Source organism: Sulfurihydrogenibium azorense Az-Fu1 (assembly GCF_000021545.1).
GTDB lineage: Bacteria > Aquificota > Aquificia > Aquificales > Hydrogenothermaceae > Sulfurihydrogenibium > Sulfurihydrogenibium azorense.
In genome coordinates this window covers 1,293,740-1,310,888 of sequence record NC_012438.1, presented here as the reverse complement: position 1 = coordinate 1,310,888, position 17,149 = coordinate 1,293,740, and the positions used below count along the sequence as shown (strand labels likewise).

Annotated in this window: 15 protein-coding genes and 1 CRISPR repeat array; of the genes, 5 read left to right on the top strand and 10 right to left on the bottom strand. The window is 34.4% G+C overall.

Annotated features, from left to right (window positions below; all coding sequences use genetic code 11):
- The first annotated feature begins 1 nt into the window (after position 1).
- From nrfD to SULAZ_RS06840, 4 genes are read left to right on the top strand one after another with little or no spacing between them, the layout of a single operon-like run.
- On the top strand, positions 2-883 hold the full coding sequence (gene nrfD / locus SULAZ_RS06855; RefSeq protein ID WP_012675026.1) for an NrfD/PsrC family molybdoenzyme membrane anchor subunit: 882 nt from the start codon (positions 2-4) through the stop codon (positions 881-883).
- Between the two features lie 14 nt (positions 884-897).
- A complete protein-coding gene (locus SULAZ_RS06850; RefSeq protein WP_012673997.1) occupies positions 898-4,113 on the top strand; it encodes a molybdopterin-dependent oxidoreductase in 3,216 nt (1,071 codons plus the stop codon).
- Positions 4,114-4,160: 47 nt separating this feature from the next.
- The gene (locus SULAZ_RS06845; protein ID WP_012674891.1) at positions 4,161-4,805 is read left to right on the top strand and encodes a TorD/DmsD family molecular chaperone; all 645 of its coding nucleotides are present in this window, start codon (positions 4,161-4,163) and stop codon (positions 4,803-4,805) included.
- Positions 4,795-5,877 carry a 4Fe-4S binding protein gene (locus SULAZ_RS06840; protein ID WP_012673850.1) on the top strand — a complete coding sequence of 361 codons (1,083 nt, stop codon included), beginning with the start codon at positions 4,795-4,797 and terminating at the stop codon, positions 5,875-5,877. The genes SULAZ_RS06845 and SULAZ_RS06840 overlap by 11 nt, the downstream gene beginning before the upstream one ends.
- Here the strand turns inward: SULAZ_RS06840 and SULAZ_RS06835 are convergent.
- From SULAZ_RS06835 to SULAZ_RS06790, 10 genes are all read right to left on the bottom strand, one after another.
- Positions 5,861-6,574 carry a methyltransferase domain-containing protein gene (locus SULAZ_RS06835; protein WP_012674507.1) on the bottom strand — a complete coding sequence of 238 codons (714 nt, stop codon included), beginning with the start codon at positions 6,572-6,574 and terminating at the stop codon, positions 5,861-5,863. The genes SULAZ_RS06840 and SULAZ_RS06835 overlap by 17 nt on opposite strands.
- Positions 6,561-7,199 carry an alpha/beta fold hydrolase gene (locus SULAZ_RS06830; RefSeq protein WP_012674364.1) on the bottom strand — a complete coding sequence of 213 codons (639 nt, stop codon included), beginning with the start codon at positions 7,197-7,199 and terminating at the stop codon, positions 6,561-6,563. The genes SULAZ_RS06835 and SULAZ_RS06830 overlap by 14 nt, the downstream gene beginning before the upstream one ends.
- The gene (locus tag SULAZ_RS06825) at positions 7,196-7,933 is read right to left on the bottom strand and encodes a 6-carboxyhexanoate--CoA ligase (protein ID WP_012673634.1); all 738 of its coding nucleotides are present in this window, start codon (positions 7,931-7,933) and stop codon (positions 7,196-7,198) included. The genes SULAZ_RS06830 and SULAZ_RS06825 overlap by 4 nt, the downstream gene beginning before the upstream one ends.
- Complete coding sequence (locus SULAZ_RS06820; protein WP_012674846.1) at positions 7,930-8,322, bottom strand: PaaI family thioesterase; 393 nt, start codon at positions 8,320-8,322, stop codon at positions 7,930-7,932. Before SULAZ_RS06820 ends, SULAZ_RS06825 begins: the two co-directional genes overlap by 4 nt.
- Position 8,323: 1 nt before the next feature.
- On the bottom strand, positions 8,324-8,929 hold the full coding sequence (locus SULAZ_RS06815; protein ID WP_012674115.1) for an L-threonylcarbamoyladenylate synthase: 606 nt from the start codon (positions 8,927-8,929) through the stop codon (positions 8,324-8,326).
- Entirely contained in the window at positions 8,895-9,683 is a 789-nt protein-coding gene (gene panB, locus SULAZ_RS06810) for a 3-methyl-2-oxobutanoate hydroxymethyltransferase (RefSeq protein ID WP_012674461.1), read from the bottom strand. The genes SULAZ_RS06815 and panB overlap by 35 nt, the downstream gene beginning before the upstream one ends.
- Before the next feature lie 112 nt (positions 9,684-9,795).
- Positions 9,796-11,225: direct repeats of the CRISPR family, unit length 30 nt; unit sequence CTTCAATTCCCTCATAGTCGGGAGAAAAAC.
- Between the two features lie 278 nt (positions 11,226-11,503).
- Complete coding sequence (gene murG / locus SULAZ_RS06805; protein ID WP_012673724.1) at positions 11,504-12,529, bottom strand: undecaprenyldiphospho-muramoylpentapeptide beta-N-acetylglucosaminyltransferase; 1,026 nt, start codon at positions 12,527-12,529, stop codon at positions 11,504-11,506.
- Positions 12,526-13,626, bottom strand: coding sequence for a putative lipid II flippase FtsW (ftsW, locus tag SULAZ_RS06800; RefSeq protein ID WP_012674535.1), 1,101 nt, complete (start codon positions 13,624-13,626; stop codon positions 12,526-12,528). The genes murG and ftsW overlap by 4 nt, the downstream gene beginning before the upstream one ends.
- Positions 13,619-14,893 (bottom strand): UDP-N-acetylmuramoyl-L-alanine--D-glutamate ligase, encoded by a 1,275-nt coding sequence (gene murD, locus SULAZ_RS06795; RefSeq protein ID WP_012673570.1) that lies wholly within the window; start codon positions 14,891-14,893, stop codon positions 13,619-13,621. Before murD ends, ftsW begins: the two co-directional genes overlap by 8 nt.
- Positions 14,894-14,900: 7 nt before the next feature.
- A complete protein-coding gene (locus SULAZ_RS06790) occupies positions 14,901-15,830 on the bottom strand; it encodes an RpnC/YadD family protein (RefSeq protein WP_012674122.1) in 930 nt (309 codons plus the stop codon).
- A gap of 171 nt (positions 15,831-16,001) precedes the next feature.
- Between SULAZ_RS06790 and dnaJ the strand changes: the two genes are divergently transcribed.
- Positions 16,002-17,147 carry a molecular chaperone DnaJ gene (dnaJ, locus tag SULAZ_RS06785; RefSeq protein WP_012675099.1) on the top strand — a complete coding sequence of 382 codons (1,146 nt, stop codon included), beginning with the start codon at positions 16,002-16,004 and terminating at the stop codon, positions 17,145-17,147.
- Positions 17,148-17,149 lie beyond the last annotated feature (2 nt).

Genomic DNA, 17,149 nt, shown 5'->3' with positions numbered 1-17,149 from the left:
CATGTTGGGAGCTGAAGTAACTTTTGATGTAGCGTTACCAAAAGTTGTATGGGGATGGCTTGTTTCAACAAATATGTGGGCTAAAAGTATTGCAACAGGAAGTTTTCTTCTTGGTTTGTATTTTATAAAAAAGTATCCAGAAAAAGATGCATTTTTTAGAAAGTGGGTTCCAATACTTGGATTAATATTTATAGGTATTACACTTTTAGTAACAGTTTTAGACCTTCACCATATGTTTAGATTTTGGAAGATATTCTTATTTGCACACTTTACTTCAGCAGTTACACTCGGAGCATGGGTTGTTTCTGGTTTTGTTATAGTCCTTTTAATATCTTTCTGGTCATGGGTAACTGGAAATAAAAAACTTTTTGATAAAGTGATGCTTCCAGGGTTTGTACTGGCATTCTTTTCAACTATCTACACTGCAGGTATAATGGGTGAATCAACAGCAAGAGAGTTATGGGTTTTCCCTGCTGAAATGATTCAAATGCTTTTATCTGCAACATTGGCAGGTTCTGCAGCTTACCTTTTACTTATGACAATTTATAAAGTTGAGATGGAAGAAGTAAAAAGAGAGCTTGGTTATATACTTATAGGTTCTGCATTTTTATCAGGAATGATGTACCTTGGAGAGATTTTATTTGCAAGAATGCACTCAGAATTTTCCCATAGAGCTGTGGAAATTTTAACATTTGGTAGTCTTGCACCTATGTTCTGGCTTGGAATATTTTTAACATTCATCATCCCAATAATCTTAGTAGGAATAGCAAACGAAAAGAAAAAGTACGAGTATGCTTTACTTGGCTCAATATCTGCTTTGGTTGGTCTTTGGCTTGTAAAACATTCATGGCTTTTAGCTCCTCAAATGTTACCACTTAGTTAATAAGGAGGGTGAATATGATAAAGACAACAAGAAGAAACTTTTTAAAAGGAGCTGCAGCTTCTATCGGTGCTGTTGCACTGACTAAAGGAGTTTTTGAAAAAGTAGAAGCAGATAATAAAGTAGCAAACAATCAAGAGTTAACATTTGAACCAAAACATTTAGACTACTATCCACCGTTTGAAAAGTGGAATGACTGGAAAGAACCTGCAGGGGATTACTGGAAAATACATGGTGGAGCTTTAAGGGATGGTGTAAAACTTATTAACTACATGATAGTTCCAACTGTTTGTAATAACTGTGAAGCTGCATGTGGTTTAACAGCTTGGATAGATAAAGACACTCTAACTGTTAGAAAGTTTATGGGTAATCCTTTCCACTCTGGGTCAAGAGGAAGAAACTGTGCAAAAGGATACGCAGCACTTTCTCAAATGTACGACCCTGATAGAATACCATTCCCTCTAAAGAGAGCTCCTGGAAGTAAAAGAGGTGAAAATAAGTGGGTTAGAACCACTTGGGAAGAAGCTTTAGAGACAATTGGTAAGAGAATGAGAGAAGTTCTCCTTAAAGGAGATGAAATATCTAAAAAACAAATCATATACCAAGTAGGAAGACCGAATGAAAACGGTTTTCATGTAAAAAGAGTTGTTTGGTCATGGGGAGTAGATGGTAGAAACTCTCACACAAACATATGTTCTTCAAACGGAAGATTTGGAAACATAGTCACTGTAGGAGATGATAGAACATCTCCGGACTTTGCAAACAGTAGATTAATACTTCTTGTATCTTCTCACGCTGCAGATGCAGGACACTACTACCAGCAACATGCAGGATACATAGCAGATGCAAGGGCAAAAGGTGCAAAACTTGTAGTTATAGACCCAAGGCTGTCAAACTCTGCAGGAATGGCAGACCTTTGGATACCTGCTTGGCCTGGAACAGAAGCTGCAATAAACCTTGCAATGATAAGCAGGATTGTAAAAGAAGAAAAGTTCAATAAGGAGTTTGTAAAAAGATGGTTTAACTGGAAACAGTTTATAGAAGACAAAGATTACTTAAACTTCTTAAAAGAAAAAGGATTCCTAACTGAAGTACCTTCCGGAAACTCTTTTGAAGACTTTGTTGCAGTTTTAAAAGACCTCTACAAAGATTACACCTTCGAATGGGCTGCACAAGAAGCAAAAATTCCAGTATCTATGTTAGAAAAACTTTACGAATTGATACTTTGGGCCGGAGATAGAATAACTCAGTACCACTGGAGAGCAGTTGCAGCTGGAAACAGGGGCGGATGGATGGGAGCTGGTAGAACAGGAACAATACTTATGGCTTTCATGGGTGCTATAGGTAACGTAGGTGGAGTAGGATGGTACAAATGGCATACAATATCTATTGGTGATAAAGGTGGTAGTGCATGTATGGCTGATACTCCTGAACCAGTTAAAGCATGGAATGAACTTGAGTGGCCTCCAGAGTGGCCTTTATCAGCTTACGAACTTAGTTATCTCTTACCTCACTTAGTGATGGATGATGAGTGGAGAAACAAATGGAAAGAAAAAGGTCTTAAAATACCTGATAAAGTAGAAGTGTGGTTTTCAAGAATTTACAACCCAGTATGGATTAACCCTGATGGTTTTAGATGGGTAGAAGCTCTAAAAGATGAAAATAGGTTTGGTTTAACTGTATACTTGTCTCCTATATGGTCTGAAACTGCATTTTACTGTGATTACATTTTACCTATGGGACTTGCTGGAGAGAGACACGACCAACACTCAGAACCTACTAAACCGGAAAAGTGGACAGGATTTAGACAACCTGTTTTAAGAGTTGCACTACAAAAGATGGGTTGGAAACCAAACGACCCAGCTAAAGCTACGTTAGAAGCTCATAAAAAAGTAGGTTTAGGGGAAATATGGGAAGAAGATGAGTTTTTTGTAAACTTGGCATTTGCAATTGACCCAGATGGATCTTTAGGTATAAGAAAATACTGGGAATCAAAACAAAACCCAGGTAAACCTGTTACCATGGAAGAATACTACAACGCTGCATTTTCAACACTACCAAAACTCAGTGAAGTATGCCAGCAGCTTGGTATAACTCCTTACGAATATATGAGAGACAGAGGAGCTTGGACAGAGGCAACGGATGTTTACAACGTTCACGAAAAACCATTACCTTACGATCCTGAGAAAAAAGCTTATCAATACGATGGAAAATGGATACCAGAAAATGAGGTAAAAATAGAAAATGATATAGCTTACCACGTAGAAGAAGGTGGAAAAAAACACAAGATAGGAATAGTCAAAGATGGAAAAATAGTAAACGGATTTAAAACCCCTTCTGGACTTATAGAGTTTTACTCTCCAACTTTAAAAGAGTGGAAATGGCCTGAGTATGCAATACCTATATATCCAAGAAACGCTGAAGAAAGAAAACAGATGATTCACATTGTATCCCAAGTACACCATGATTATATAAAAGAAGAAAATGCGTTTGTTTTAAACCCGATTTACAGACTTCCTTATCTAATACACACAAGGTCAATAAACTCAAAATGGCTTATGGAAATAGGACAAAACCACAACCCACTATGGATATACGAAAAAGATGCTAAAAGGTTAGGTATCAAAAGAGGAGATGCTGTAAAAGTTAGAGTTGTAGATACTTTAACAGGTATAGAAACAGGATACTTTGTTGCAATGGCTATGCCTACACAGGCCACAAGACCCGGAGTGGTAGCATGCTCTCACCATAACGGTAGATGGAGATTGGTAAACGAAGTAAAAGTAGATGGATTTAAACACGAACTTGGTGTAATGAGAATGGGTTCTGTATTGGTAGATATTCAACAAAAAGGTAACCAGTTTTTTATGAGAACTAAGGAAGGTGTAAAACCATTTAAATCTTGGCAGTTCCCTGAGTTTAACAAAGACACAGAGCAAATATGGTGGAAAGGAACAACGGGAGTATTCCAAAACGCAGTTTTCCCAGCAAACCCAGACCCACTATCAGGTATGCAATGCTGGCACAAGAAAGTTTTAATAGAGAAAGCAGGTCCTGAAGATAAGATAGGAGATGTATTTGTAGATATAAACAAAACTTGGGAAGTTTACAAAGCGTGGAGAGACCAGCTTACAAGACCAAACTACCAGCCAGGTGGTTTAAGAAGACCTAAGTGGATGCCAAGACCTTGGTTCCCAATTGATGACGAATATTGGAAATTCCCATCAGCGTAAATCTATTAAGCGGGTTGAAAAACCCGCTTTTTTATTAGGAGAAATCAATGGATGAAAAAATAACAGAAAACCAAGCAAGAATAAACATGTACGCTTTTTTATCAAGGCTTTTAGTTGAGGAAGTAGACGAAGAATTGTTAGATAAAATAAAGTATACCCCAGAGTTGTTAGACCTTTTCCCAAACACAAAGGACTGGGAAGTTTTTAAAACAAAAACAACTAAACAACTTATAGATGAAGACCTGAACGTAGATTATACCACCGTTTTTATACTTAATGCATACCCTTATCAGTCCGTTTTTATGAATGATGAAGGACATATAAACCCAACCCCTACAAATCCTACATTACAATTTTACTTAGAAAACGGATATGAGATAGACCTAAACAAAACAAGAGTCCTATCTCCAGACCACATAGCCATAGAACTTGAATTTATGATAACACTTATAAAAGAACAACTTACAGCTTACTCAATAAACAACGAAGAAGAAGAAAAAAAGTACTTGCAGCTTCAAAAAAGGTTTATGGAAGAACATCTATTACAGTGGGCTCCTATATACTTACTAGCAGCAAGAGATATGGCAGAAACACCTTTTTACTACGATGTCTGTCAAACAACCCTTGAGTTTATAATGTCAGATTACGAGTACATACTTCAGCAGTTAGAGGAATTAGAAAATGTCAGTTAGATTATCCTTTGATGTATACTCTTGTGTAAGGGTTTACTATAGGTATGCAGACTGTAGAAGGTGTGTTGATGTTTGTCCCGTAGAAAACACTATAACGTTAGAAAACGATAAAATAAAAGTAAACTATGAAAACTGTATAAACTGTGGTGCTTGCGTAGGAAACTGTCCTACAGAAAGCTATAAAATCCAAGGCTTTGATTTACCCGAATTCTACTTTAAATTTATAGAGGACGATAATAACTTAATAAGCTGTAAGTTAAACGTTCCATGCCTTTCAGCCTTAGATGAAAATTATCTATCAGCTCTCTGTATAGAAAAAGAAAGAGATATTATTTTAGATATAAAACACTGTCAAAACTGTAGTATAGGAAAACAGATAGATTTAATAAACAAAAACGTAGAAAAAGCAAACTACATCCTTGATGCTGCCGGTGTAGACTACAGAGTTAAAACTCAAGAGGTAGGCTACGAAAAACCTGAAATTAAAGAGAATAAAAGAAGGTCTTTCTTAAAAATGTTTGTAAAACAAACAGCTTCTTTAGCTTTTTGGGCTGTAGCTGATAAACTTCCACCTATAGATGAATCTCAAACAGGAGACAGGGAATTTAAAAATATAGTCAGTGAAAAAGTTTATCCTGTTAAAAGAGATATTTTAATTAACGCTTTATCTAAAGTAGACACAGAAGATAAATACTTCGAAGTTGATAAGATAGAGTTTTCATCGGATAAATGGATAGACAGCAGCTGTACTAACTGCTCTGTATGTTATAACGTCTGTCCTACGGGAGCTCTAACATCAAGTGATAGTAAATTAAAAGTTTTATTTAGCCCATCTCTATGTATAAAGTGTAGAATATGTCACGATGTATGCCCTGAAAAATGTATCCATTTAGAAGAAAAGCTCTACATTTCGGACTTTGTATCTAAAAAGTATAAAGTTTTAGCAGAACATGTAATGATACCTTGTAGTGAATGTTTAGTGCCTTTCTCTTACAAAGGAGATACAACAGTCTGTCCAAGGTGTAGACAACTTGAAGATGAGTTAAGAGAACTTCTTAAGATTGGAGATTAACAGCTTTTATAAAAACCACGTTAAAGTTTAAAGTTAAAGGTTTTTTATAACTTGAAAACTTTTTGTAAATCTTTCTCTTTTCTCCTACTGTACTTCCAACTTTTCCTACAGAGGAGCCTGTAAGGTGAAGATGTAGAAGTAAATCCAATCCCGATTTAAACTCTAAGTTGTACTCTTTTGTTTCTAAATACTGTATGTCAAAGTTATAGGATAACATTTTAAGTAAGGTTTCTACAGAGACAAAATCAAAGTTTTTCTCTCCTAAAATCTCTTCAACCACTTTAAAACTGTTTTCTATAGGCATACAAAATAAAAATTTTCCTTCTTTTTTTAAAACTCTGCTTATCTCTTTAAAACTTTTTTCTAAATTAGTCCAGTGTAGAGCAAAATTTGAGACCGCAAAATCAAAAGTGTTTGCTTTAAAAGGTATATTTTCTATGTCTCCTACTACAACTTTTAGATTTTTATCCTTATAACTTTTTGCCATACTGAAGGATATATCTAAACCTATAACATTCTTATCTAAAAGAGTGCTAAGTATTCCTGTTCCACAGCCTAAATCTATACCAAAACCTTCCAAATCTTTAGAAAGCTCAGAGAGTTTAACAGCAGTCTGTTTTTGGACATAAATATGATTTTCATAACTTTTAATAGCTTTTGTAAAAGATGTTTTTACTCTGCTTTTACTGATAGACAATTTCTAACACATCCCTATCTAAAAATGGTGCATGGTGAGAGTCAAACAGGTAAAGTTGACTGTTTTTTATTTTTTGGTTAGTAAAAAATGCAGCTTCTTTATTTACTATCTTATCATTTATACCGTGTAATATGTGGGTCTCACATTCTACACTTTCTAAAGCCTCTCTTAGGTCTAAACTTATAAAGTCGTTAAGTAGTGCAATACTACCTTCTTTTTCAGGAACAGGACATAAAGGGTCTTTTTCTACCGCTGATACTCTAAAGTTTCTAACTGTTTTTTCAAAATCTTTTTTAAGGTTTAACATAAATGCTTTTATACTTGCCTTTGGACTTCCAAGTTTCTCATCTTCAAACTTAGGACTAAAACCAATTAGTATTAACTTTTTTACATTCTTATTTTTTAAAGCAGTTAAAACACTGACAGAAGCTCCAAGAGACCACCCTATCAAAGTTGTAGGTTGATTTATACTTTTAGATAAATAGTCTGCAAAAGACTCTATAGATGTATATTCTCTGCTTCCACCGTGAAAAGGAAGGCTTAAAAATTCTGCGTCATCTAAGTAAAAGTAATTACTCCATATATTTTTAGAAAATCCCCATCCGTGAATGAAAATCTTTCTCACTGTAAATCCCCTAACTGTTTTATCAAAAATGCTTCACTTTCTAAGTATTGGTAAATATCTTCTATATTTGCTGTATCTTTTACAAAGTATATTCTACCACCTTTTTCATTTGAGAGTTGTTTTAAGGGATTTATACGGTAGTATGTAGTTTTGGTTGCAACGTAGCCTGTTGTATAGCTTGGGTCGTCTGATATACAGTATTCTGCTACTATGTCTGGATGATTCAAAGTTTTTGTTGCCAAAGCAAGGGCATCTACTGTTCTTTCTGTGTAGCCTTTTTCTTTTAAAAGTTCTGTGATAGCTTTTCTATCTTCAAAATCTATATTAACAGTTCTTATTCCTCTGGTTTTATCTTTTTCTACTCTTTCTCCTGATAGATTTACTATCATTGCACCTCTCATATTTTCTCCGTTTACAGCTCCCTGATGGATAAGATTTATATACTTTTCTGCTATTTTTTTATCTACTCCTTGATTTTGTAAGATTTCAACTGCTACTTTATTTCCTTCTATCCAGTCTTTTACGTTAATTGTTTTTACGTTTAAGCTTTTTTCTATGTAATTTAAATCATTTATCTTCTCTACTTTTATATTTAAAGAGTCATACTCTTTTGGTCTTTGGGAAAGTTGGCTTATAACTGTAGGTAAATCTTCTTTTAAGACTATCCTCTCAGCTCCTGAAACGTGTCTTCCTTGTAAGCTTGCTCTCATTTTTACAGAGAAGTACTCTTTCATTCCAGTACATGCTTATCTAAAATATAACATTTAAACATTCCTTCAAAAAACTGTCCATTAGTGTCTTCAATGTATCCTACTACTTTTACCATAACTTTTTTTCCTTCTTGAGACAGGACTTGACTTTGGAAGATTGCATTTTGACCTAACTTTAGTGGTTTTAAAAACTTTACCTCTGAGCTACCTAAAACTACGTTAGGATGGTTAACAGTAATCATAGCACAGTAATCTGCAGCTGAGAAGATAAATCCTCCGTGTATAAGTCCTTTTTCATCGGCTACCATTCTTTGGTCTGTAATGAGTTTTACGGTGGCAGTTTTGCCTTCTTCTATGGATAGAGGGTATCCACTTAGAGAGTTGTCTATCTTTAGATGGGTTTTTATTTGCATTTCACAACCTCTTACTTCCTTCTCTAATTACTTTTATTTTACCGTTTTCTACTTTTACTATAGTTGAGGGAACGTTTTTTTCAACCTTTCCACTGTCAATGTAAAGGTCTATACTGTCTTTAAAGTATTCTATGGCTTTCTCTATATCTTCGGCAGGTTGTAGGTCTGATGGGTTTGCACTGGGTGCAACAACGGGTCTTCCTAACTCTTTTAAGAAAGATAGGAAAACAGGGTCATCTGGAATCCTAAAGGCTAACGAGTTTTTGCCTCTGTGTAAATAGTAAAACTCTCCTGTAGGGTCTTCTATATCAAATATTACTGTAATGCCTTTTATATTTAGTATTTTTTCTCCTTGTGGGTCTGGTTTTACGTTAAACTTTTTTAAATCATGTGAAGAAGGTATTAGGATTATAAAGGGTTTGTCTTCTGGTCTTCCTTTGATTTTGTATATTTTTTCAACAGCTTCTTTGTTTAATGCATCTGCAAGTATGCCGTAGATAGTGTCTGTTTTTGCCACAACTAACTTACCTTCTTTTATGTAAGGTATAGCGTCAAAGAGGTTTTTTGATATTTTAATATGAATATTCTTCTGTTGGGAATTTTCCATCTTTTACCTCTTGATTGTAAGAAGATAAAGCTTGCTTTATTAACTTACCTGCTTCAAGGTATCTTTTTACGAATTTAGGTGTTTTTTCAAATACTCCTATTAAGTCGTGGAAAACCAGTATCTGTCCGTCTGTGTCTTTTCCGGCTCCTATTCCTATTGTGGGTATTTTTAAACTGTCTGTAATTGTTTTGGCTAAATCTGAAGGGACAGCTTCTAAAACTATGGAAAATACTCCTGCTTCTTCTAAAGCTTTTGCATCTTCCAATATTCTTTTTCTACTGTCTATGGTTTTTCCTTGAACTTTATAACCTCCAAACAGGTTTATAAATTGGGGTGTCAATCCTAAATGTCCCATTACTGGTATTCCTATGGACACTAATTTTTTTGTTATTTCTAAAACTATGCCAGCTCCTTCTAACTTAACTGCGTTTGCTCCTGTCTCTTTTATAACTCTGCCTGCATTTTTAACAGCTTCTTCTACTGATGTATGATAACTCATAAATGGCATATCTACGACTATAAAGGTGTTTGGTGCTCCTTTTCTAACTGCTTTGGTGTGGTAAATCATCTCCTCTAATGAGACAGGTAGGGTTGAGTTGTTTCCTTGAATAACCATTCCAAGGGAATCTCCAACAAGTATGGCATCTATTCCGGCTTCTTCACAAAGTTTGGCAGACCAGTAGTCGTAGGTAGATACCATCGTTATTTTTTGTCCTGTCTCTTTGGCTTTAAGAAACTGTGTAATATCTTTCAAGCTGTTTTTACTCCGGAATTTGGATTTGAAAATATTATATATGCTAATAATGAGTTTTTCCAGATTGTTAATCAGGGAAAAATTTAGAGAGATTTTGGGGAGTAAAAGATATAAAAAATTCCCTCATAGTCGGGAGAAAAACAATTTTTATATTTATAGGAGGTAGTATCATGTATGAAGCTTCAATTCCCTCATAGTCGGGAGAAAAACGGAACTGGAGGACCCCAACCACCCAATTCGAGTATACTTCAATTCCCTCATAGTCGGGAGAAAAACTGTTCGTTCTCGCGAATAACAACATTGTTTTCGTCACTTCAATTCCCTCATAGTCGGGAGAAAAACGAATTTATCTACCCATCTATTTCCAAATGGGAAATACTTCAATTCCCTCATAGTCGGGAGAAAAACAAGGGCTTGGCCTTGACAGCGTTCATGCCAGCATTTGCCTTCAATTCCCTCATAGTCGGGAGAAAAACCCCTAAGTACAAATTGTGATTCTAAAAATACAATAGTGCTTCAATTCCCTCATAGTCGGGAGAAAAACAGAAGAAGCAATAATCGGGGGAGTGTATATAGGAAAGTCTTCAATTCCCTCATAGTCGGGAGAAAAACTAACCAGCAGTAGAAATTATTTAATAAAGGAGGTGATCTTCAATTCCCTCATAGTCGGGAGAAAAACCCGTTGAGTATGTAACTCATTGCGATCCAAAAAACGCTTCAATTCCCTCATAGTCGGGAGAAAAACAATTAAAAAAACATGGTTCCTATCAAGCAATCTTTTCTTCAATTCCCTCATAGTCGGGAGAAAAACCCACAAGATAGTGACGGAATTGATGTATGCAACTGCCTTCAATTCCCTCATAGTCGGGAGAAAAACTTTGTACTCTCTATAGTGCCGTTTACTGGAGTCAAACTTCAATTCCCTCATAGTCGGGAGAAAAACGAGAAGTTGTTAGCAATCTATCTGACAAAACAAACAACTTCAATTCCCTCATAGTCGGGAGAAAAACATATACTGGCTCCTTCATTATAACAAAATCAGAAAAACTTCAATTCCCTCATAGTCGGGAGAAAAACTTTGACTTCAAACTGAAGTATATATATTCAAAAGAACTTCAATTCCCTCATAGTCGGGAGAAAAACGTAGGGACAGAAAATATTTTTCTGTCTTACGATTATGGCTTCAATTCCCTCATAGTCGGGAGAAAAACAGATATAAAAACAATATCTTTTTATGAAAAAGGTTACTTCAATTCCCTCATAGTCGGGAGAAAAACGGCGTGTTTATAGTTACTAAAGATGAAAAAATAAAAGCTTCAATTCCCTCATAGTCGGGAGAAAAACCATGATAAAGGATACAACAGAATCCACTCAGGATGTCTTCAATTCCCTCATAGTCGGGAGAAAAACGATGAAATCTATGGAATCAAACCGTTTAAAAAGGAAGCTTCAATTCCCTCATAGTCGGGAGAAAAACGACAGGTTTGAATTTTTACCTTAAAGATGAAGAAACTTCAATTCCCTCATAGTCGGGAGAAAAACCCTTCTTTTAGCCTATTCGGTTGTCAAGGTTCAAATCGTTTATTATCAACTGTTAGATATTATAATACACTTTTCTAAAAAATGCAACCGGAATGTATTTTTTCCTGTCGACCTTTGATCCTGCAAAAATCACTGGAGATCGACAGTGGTTATTTTTCAATCACTTAGTTTAATTAATCTCAATTAACCTATTCTAATTGAGACTCAAAAACTGCCATTTTGGATAGGACGACGACGGCAATTCGATGGTTAGAAAAAAATAAAAACACATATACTTACTAAAAACTTTCAACAATTTTATCAACAGAATTGAGAATAGAATATTTTTTTATCTCTTGATGTAGTTTTAATAAGTTTTTGTTTAAAGATTGATTTATTTTTTCTTTTAGTATTTCTTCTGTTAAATCTTTTTCCTCAACTATCTCACACAACCCTAAATCATAAAGCCATTTAACATTGTAAAACTGATGGTTAGAAGCTGCGTAAGGGTAAGGTACAAATATTGCATACTTTCCAAAAGCCAAAATCTCGTTTACCGTTCCAGATCCACTTCTTGATACAACTATATCAGCTTGTTTATACAACTTCTCCATATTTTCGTAGTAGTCGTAAACAGTTAGATTGTTAAGGCTTGGTATATCAACCTCCCACTTACCCTTTATTAGTATAAACTCAATCTCAGGTAAAGTTTTGGCAAGGTTTACTGTTATTTGAGACAGTTTTTTAGCTCCTTGACTTCCACCTACTACTAAAACAGTTTTTTTATCTTTTGGTGTGTAAATGTACTTTTTGGCTTCTTCTACTATGGCTTTTCTCAGTGGCATTCCTGTTAAAAAAGTTTTAGTAGGGTTGAAAAATTTTTTTGTATACTCAAAAGTTATAAAAATTTTTTTTGCAAATAAAGATAGTAAACGGTTTGTGTAAGAAGGGATTGAGTTTTGCTCGTGTATGTATAAAGGCGTTTTTGTCAAAAATGACCCAACTCCAAGTGGAAAAGATGTGTATCCTCCAAAACACACAGAAAAGATAGGATTTTCTTTTTCTATCACTTTTTTTACTTTAAAAGTTGTTTTTAAAAGAGAGTAAACTCCTTTAACTTTTCCTAAAAGTCCTCTTCCTCTTACAGCTTCCATCTCAAACAGTATAACTTCATCTGCGTAAGGAAAACCCTTTTTTGCTTCTATTCCTTTATCTGTCCCTATGTAGACTACTTTATAACCTTTTTCTTTTAAAGCTTGTGCAACGGCTAAAGCAGGATAGTAATGTCCCCCTGTTCCACCACCAGATATAAAAACAGTCTTCATTTAGCCCTCTTTACAAAGTTTACTTTCACAGGTTCTTTAGATATTCTCAGTAGAATACCGATATAGATAAAAGACATTATAAGAGAAGACCCTCCATAACTTATAAAAGGTAGTGTAAACCCGGTAGAAGGGAAGATGTTGAGGTTTACAAACATGTGAAACACTGAGTTTAAAGTGATAATGTAAATAACCCCCAAACCTAATACCTGTGTAAATAGGTCTTCTTTTTCCAACGAGATTTTAACACCTCTGTACAAAATAACAAAAAACAAAAACATAACCAAAGAAGACCCTATTAATCCTGTTTCTTCTCCTATAAGAGAGAATATATAGTCTGTATGAATCTCTGGAAGGTAGTTTAGCTTTTGGGTTCCCATTCCAATCCCTTCTCCAAAGGGGCCACCTTTTGCAAAGGATAACATAGCCTGATAAGGTTGATAACCTTCCTTTGAAGATGGGTCAGGATTAAGCCAACCCTTCAATCTACTAAAAGCATAATTACTCTTTAGTATAAAAAACACCATAAAAAAAGGAAGAATGAAAAATACAGGTGTTAAAACGTATCTAACCTTTAAGGGAGATGAAAAAAGTAGCAGTCCTGTAAGTATAAATAGAAAAAGTGCAGCTCCCTTGTGTGGTTCAACTGCTACAAGTAAGCCTACCAACCCAACGATAGTGTATATAACAACAACAGGCTCAAAACTCTCTAACCTATCCTCTTTCCTTGATAGATACTTAGCTATAAATAAAACAGTTGCAAATTTGACAAACTCTGATGGTTGAAATTTAAACAATCCTAAGTTAATCCATCTTTTTGTCCCCGTTCCATCAGATGGTAAGATTAAAACAACCAGTAAAAGAATAACAGAAATTATAAATATAAAGTAGGCGTTTTTTTTCCAAAAGTCTATAGGAATAGAAAAAGCAACAATCAGACCAACTGTAGCAATTATTAAAGCAAAAATATGTCTTTTAAGGTAGTAAAATGGGTCAGAGGTAGCTGTGTAGGTAGCACTGTATACGGCAACTAAACCTATTATAACAAGTAAAGCAAAAGAGATAAATAACGGCCAATCTATGTAAAAACTTCTAACCATTTTGATTTTCCAAATTTTTTACAATGTTTATAAACTGGTTTCCTCTGTCAGCATAACTTTTAAACATATCAAAACTTGCACACCCCGGAGACAGTATTACAGTGTCTCCCTTTTCGGCAGTATTGTAGCTTTTTATTACAGCTTCCTCTAAACTGTCTGCAAGCTCAACTTGCGTGTACTCTTCTATCATACTTTTTATCTGGTTTTTGTCTCTTCCTATTATTATGGCTTTTTTAACTTTTTGTTTTAATTTATCTTTTAAAACAGAAAAGTCTCCTCCTTTATTTATTCCTCCTAATATGAGTACTACGTTTTTATCAAAACTATCTATAGCCTTTTCAACTGCTTGAACAGTTGTTGCTTTTGAGTCATTGTAAAATGAAACACCGTTTATACTGCTTACAAACTCTATTCTATGGGATAGGGGTTTAAACTCTTGAATTACTTTTAAAACCTTATCTAAATCCAGTCCATAAAGGTAAGACACAACTAAAGATGCCATTATATTTTGAAGGTTATGTAGTCCTACTAACGAAGTTTTTACTTTGATATCTATCTTTTCTTTGTCTTGAAGTGTTAATATATACTCTCCCGATTTTTCAATATTTTTAAGGTATATTCCTTTTTTATCCTGTGGAAGCTGATTTAATGAAAAGTAGTAAATCTGGCTTTTTGCTTTGATTTGTTTTAAACAGTTATCATCGTAGTTTAAAATAAGGTAGTCTTCTTCAGTTTGATTTTTAAAGATTTTAAATTTTGAAAGAATGTAATGTTTCATCTTTTTATGCCAGTCAAGGTGGTCTTTTGATATGTTTAATATAACGGCAATTTTTGGCTTAAATGTTTTTGTAGAGTAAAGTTGAAAAGAAGACAACTCCAAAATTGCAACATCATTTTTGCCGGCTGTTTCTATAAAAGGCACTCCATAGTTTCCACCTACAAACACACTCTTACCTGATACATTTTTAAAAATCTCATACACGAGTGTAGTGGTAGTGGTTTTACCATCTGTTCCTGTTATTCCAATAACATCTCCTTTAAAAAATCTATACCCATACTCTACATCTGATATGATTGGGATTTTATTTTTCTTTGCAAACTTATATATCCTGTGATAAAAAGGAATGCCGGGAGATACTATTATCAGCTGGGGATTTATATCTGGTAATCTGTCTTCATCATCTATTATTAGATTTTTTATACCTTTTTTATCTAAAAAATTTTTAACAGCTGTTCCAGTTTTCCCTTTTCCGTAGATTAGTATCATCTTGATTCTAAAAATCCTTTAAAGATTGAATTAAAATAGCCTTTTTTCTCATTTCCTTTAAAGCTTCTATATCATCAGTAGAGTTTATTTTAGCCTTTATCTCTTCTGGCAATTCTCCAAACTTTAACTCAAGTATCTCAATAATAGAATCTTTTAATCCTTTTTGTATTCCTTGTTGTATTCCTTGTTGTATTCCTTGCTTTAAACCCTCTTGAATACCTTTCTCTATTCCCTCTTTTATAAATTTCTCTTTCCCTATCTTTAAAGCTTCACCTATTATTGGATAGCTCTCTAACTCTTCCCATGTCCATTCTATGGTGATTGGCATCTCAAAGTCCTCCTGTGTTATATAACTTCTTATCTCTTCCTCTATATTATTCCTTATTTTACTTATTTCAAGAAACAGTGTAAATAGTTCTTTTCTGTCTTTTGGATTTGCGTTCTTTATCTCTTTTATCACATTTTCTACATAAAACTTAGGGTCCTCTATCTTACATAGACCTGCAAGTAGTTTGTCTGTGATATTTGGACTTGCTACTAACTCTTTACACGGTATATCTTTAATATCTATCAGTCTATACCTGTAGGTCCAGTCTGAAAACTGTATCTTGTCTGACATTTTTAAAGGCTCTTTTCCTATGTATATACATACTTGAATTAAGTCTTTTGGCTTGTATTTATCAGTGATAAGGTAAAAATACTCAAACATTCTGTATGGCATAGAAGGGTCGTTGGTGCTTTGTATTTCAATATGTAGAATGGTATTATCTTCCAATTTAACAACCAAGTCAGCTTCTCTGGTTTTAACTATTTTAAGGTCTGTGTCTTGAAGGAGCTGCCAGTTTACTTTTTTGCCGAGTATTATCTCTATAAGTTTTGTAGCAGGGTTTTTAAACAGATGTTTTAGTAGTAAGTCGGTTTTTATTTTTACTTCCAACTTTTTTACTCTTAAAGGGTTTTTAATATAATAACATTTTTTGCGTATGTGTGATGTATCAATAAAAGGTTTTAAAAATTTATTCATTTATTTTCAATAAACTTGACAATAATACACTAAACCTTATATTATAGTTATATAATAAAGTTTTAGCAAGAGGTATTGACAAAGATGGCAGAGAAGAAAGATTACTATGAAATACTAGGTGTTAGTAGGAATGCAACTCAAGATGAGATTAAAAAGGCCTATAGAAAACTTGCAAGACAGTACCATCCAGATTTAAACCCTAACAACAAAAAAGAAGCTGAGGAAAAATTTAAAGAGATAACAGAAGCTTACCAAGTCCTATCAGACCCTGAAAAAAGGAAAATTTACGACCAGTTTGGACATGCTGGATTAAGTGGAAGTTATCAAGATTTTTCAAAACAGTACCGTTATCAAGATATAGGTGGAATAAATATAGATGATTTATTAGAAGATTTTGATGATATATTTGGTTTTGGGTTTGGAAAAAGAAGAAGTTCAAGACAAAGAAGACAGACTTACTATCAGCCTGAAAATGGTAAAGATATATACCAAACTGTTACAATATCCCTTGAAGATGCTTACCATGGTACAACCTTAGAGTTAGAAGTCCCAAGGTATGTAGTATGTGAAGCTTGTGGTGGAACAGGAGAAAAAGCAGGTTCAGAAGCAAGAATATGTCCAACCTGTGGTGGAAGTGGAGAAGTATATCAAAATTTAGGTGGATTTTTAAGACTATCCCAAACCTGTCCTACTTGTGGTGGTAAAGGTGTTCTTCAAGAGCATTGTGAGGTTTGCAACGGTAGAGGTCTTGTTATAAAGAAAGAGATAGTAAAGGTTAGAGTTCCACCCGGTGTTGATAACGGGTCTAAACTAAGAGTGCCGGGAAAAGGACACAGTGGAAGGTTTGGAGGTTTACCAGGAGATTTATGGATTGTAATAAACGTAAAACCTCATTATCTCTTTGAAAGAAAAGGAGATAACCTCTATTTAAAAGCAAATATATCTGTAGCAGAGGCTATAGAAGGTACAACCTTAGAAGTACCTTTAATAGATGGAAAAACAGAGAAAGTTGAAATAAGACCCGGAACACAACCGGGAGACAAAATAAGATTACATGGTAAAGGTATGCCAAGACTAAAACAGTCTGGATACGGAGATTTGGTTGTAGAGATAAATGTTGTAATTCCGTCGGTAAAAGATTTATCAAAAGACGCTAAAAAATGTGTAAGTAAACTTAAAGAAGAGCAAAAAATCACAAACAGATTCTACAAATCTCAGGTAGAGGTGTGAGG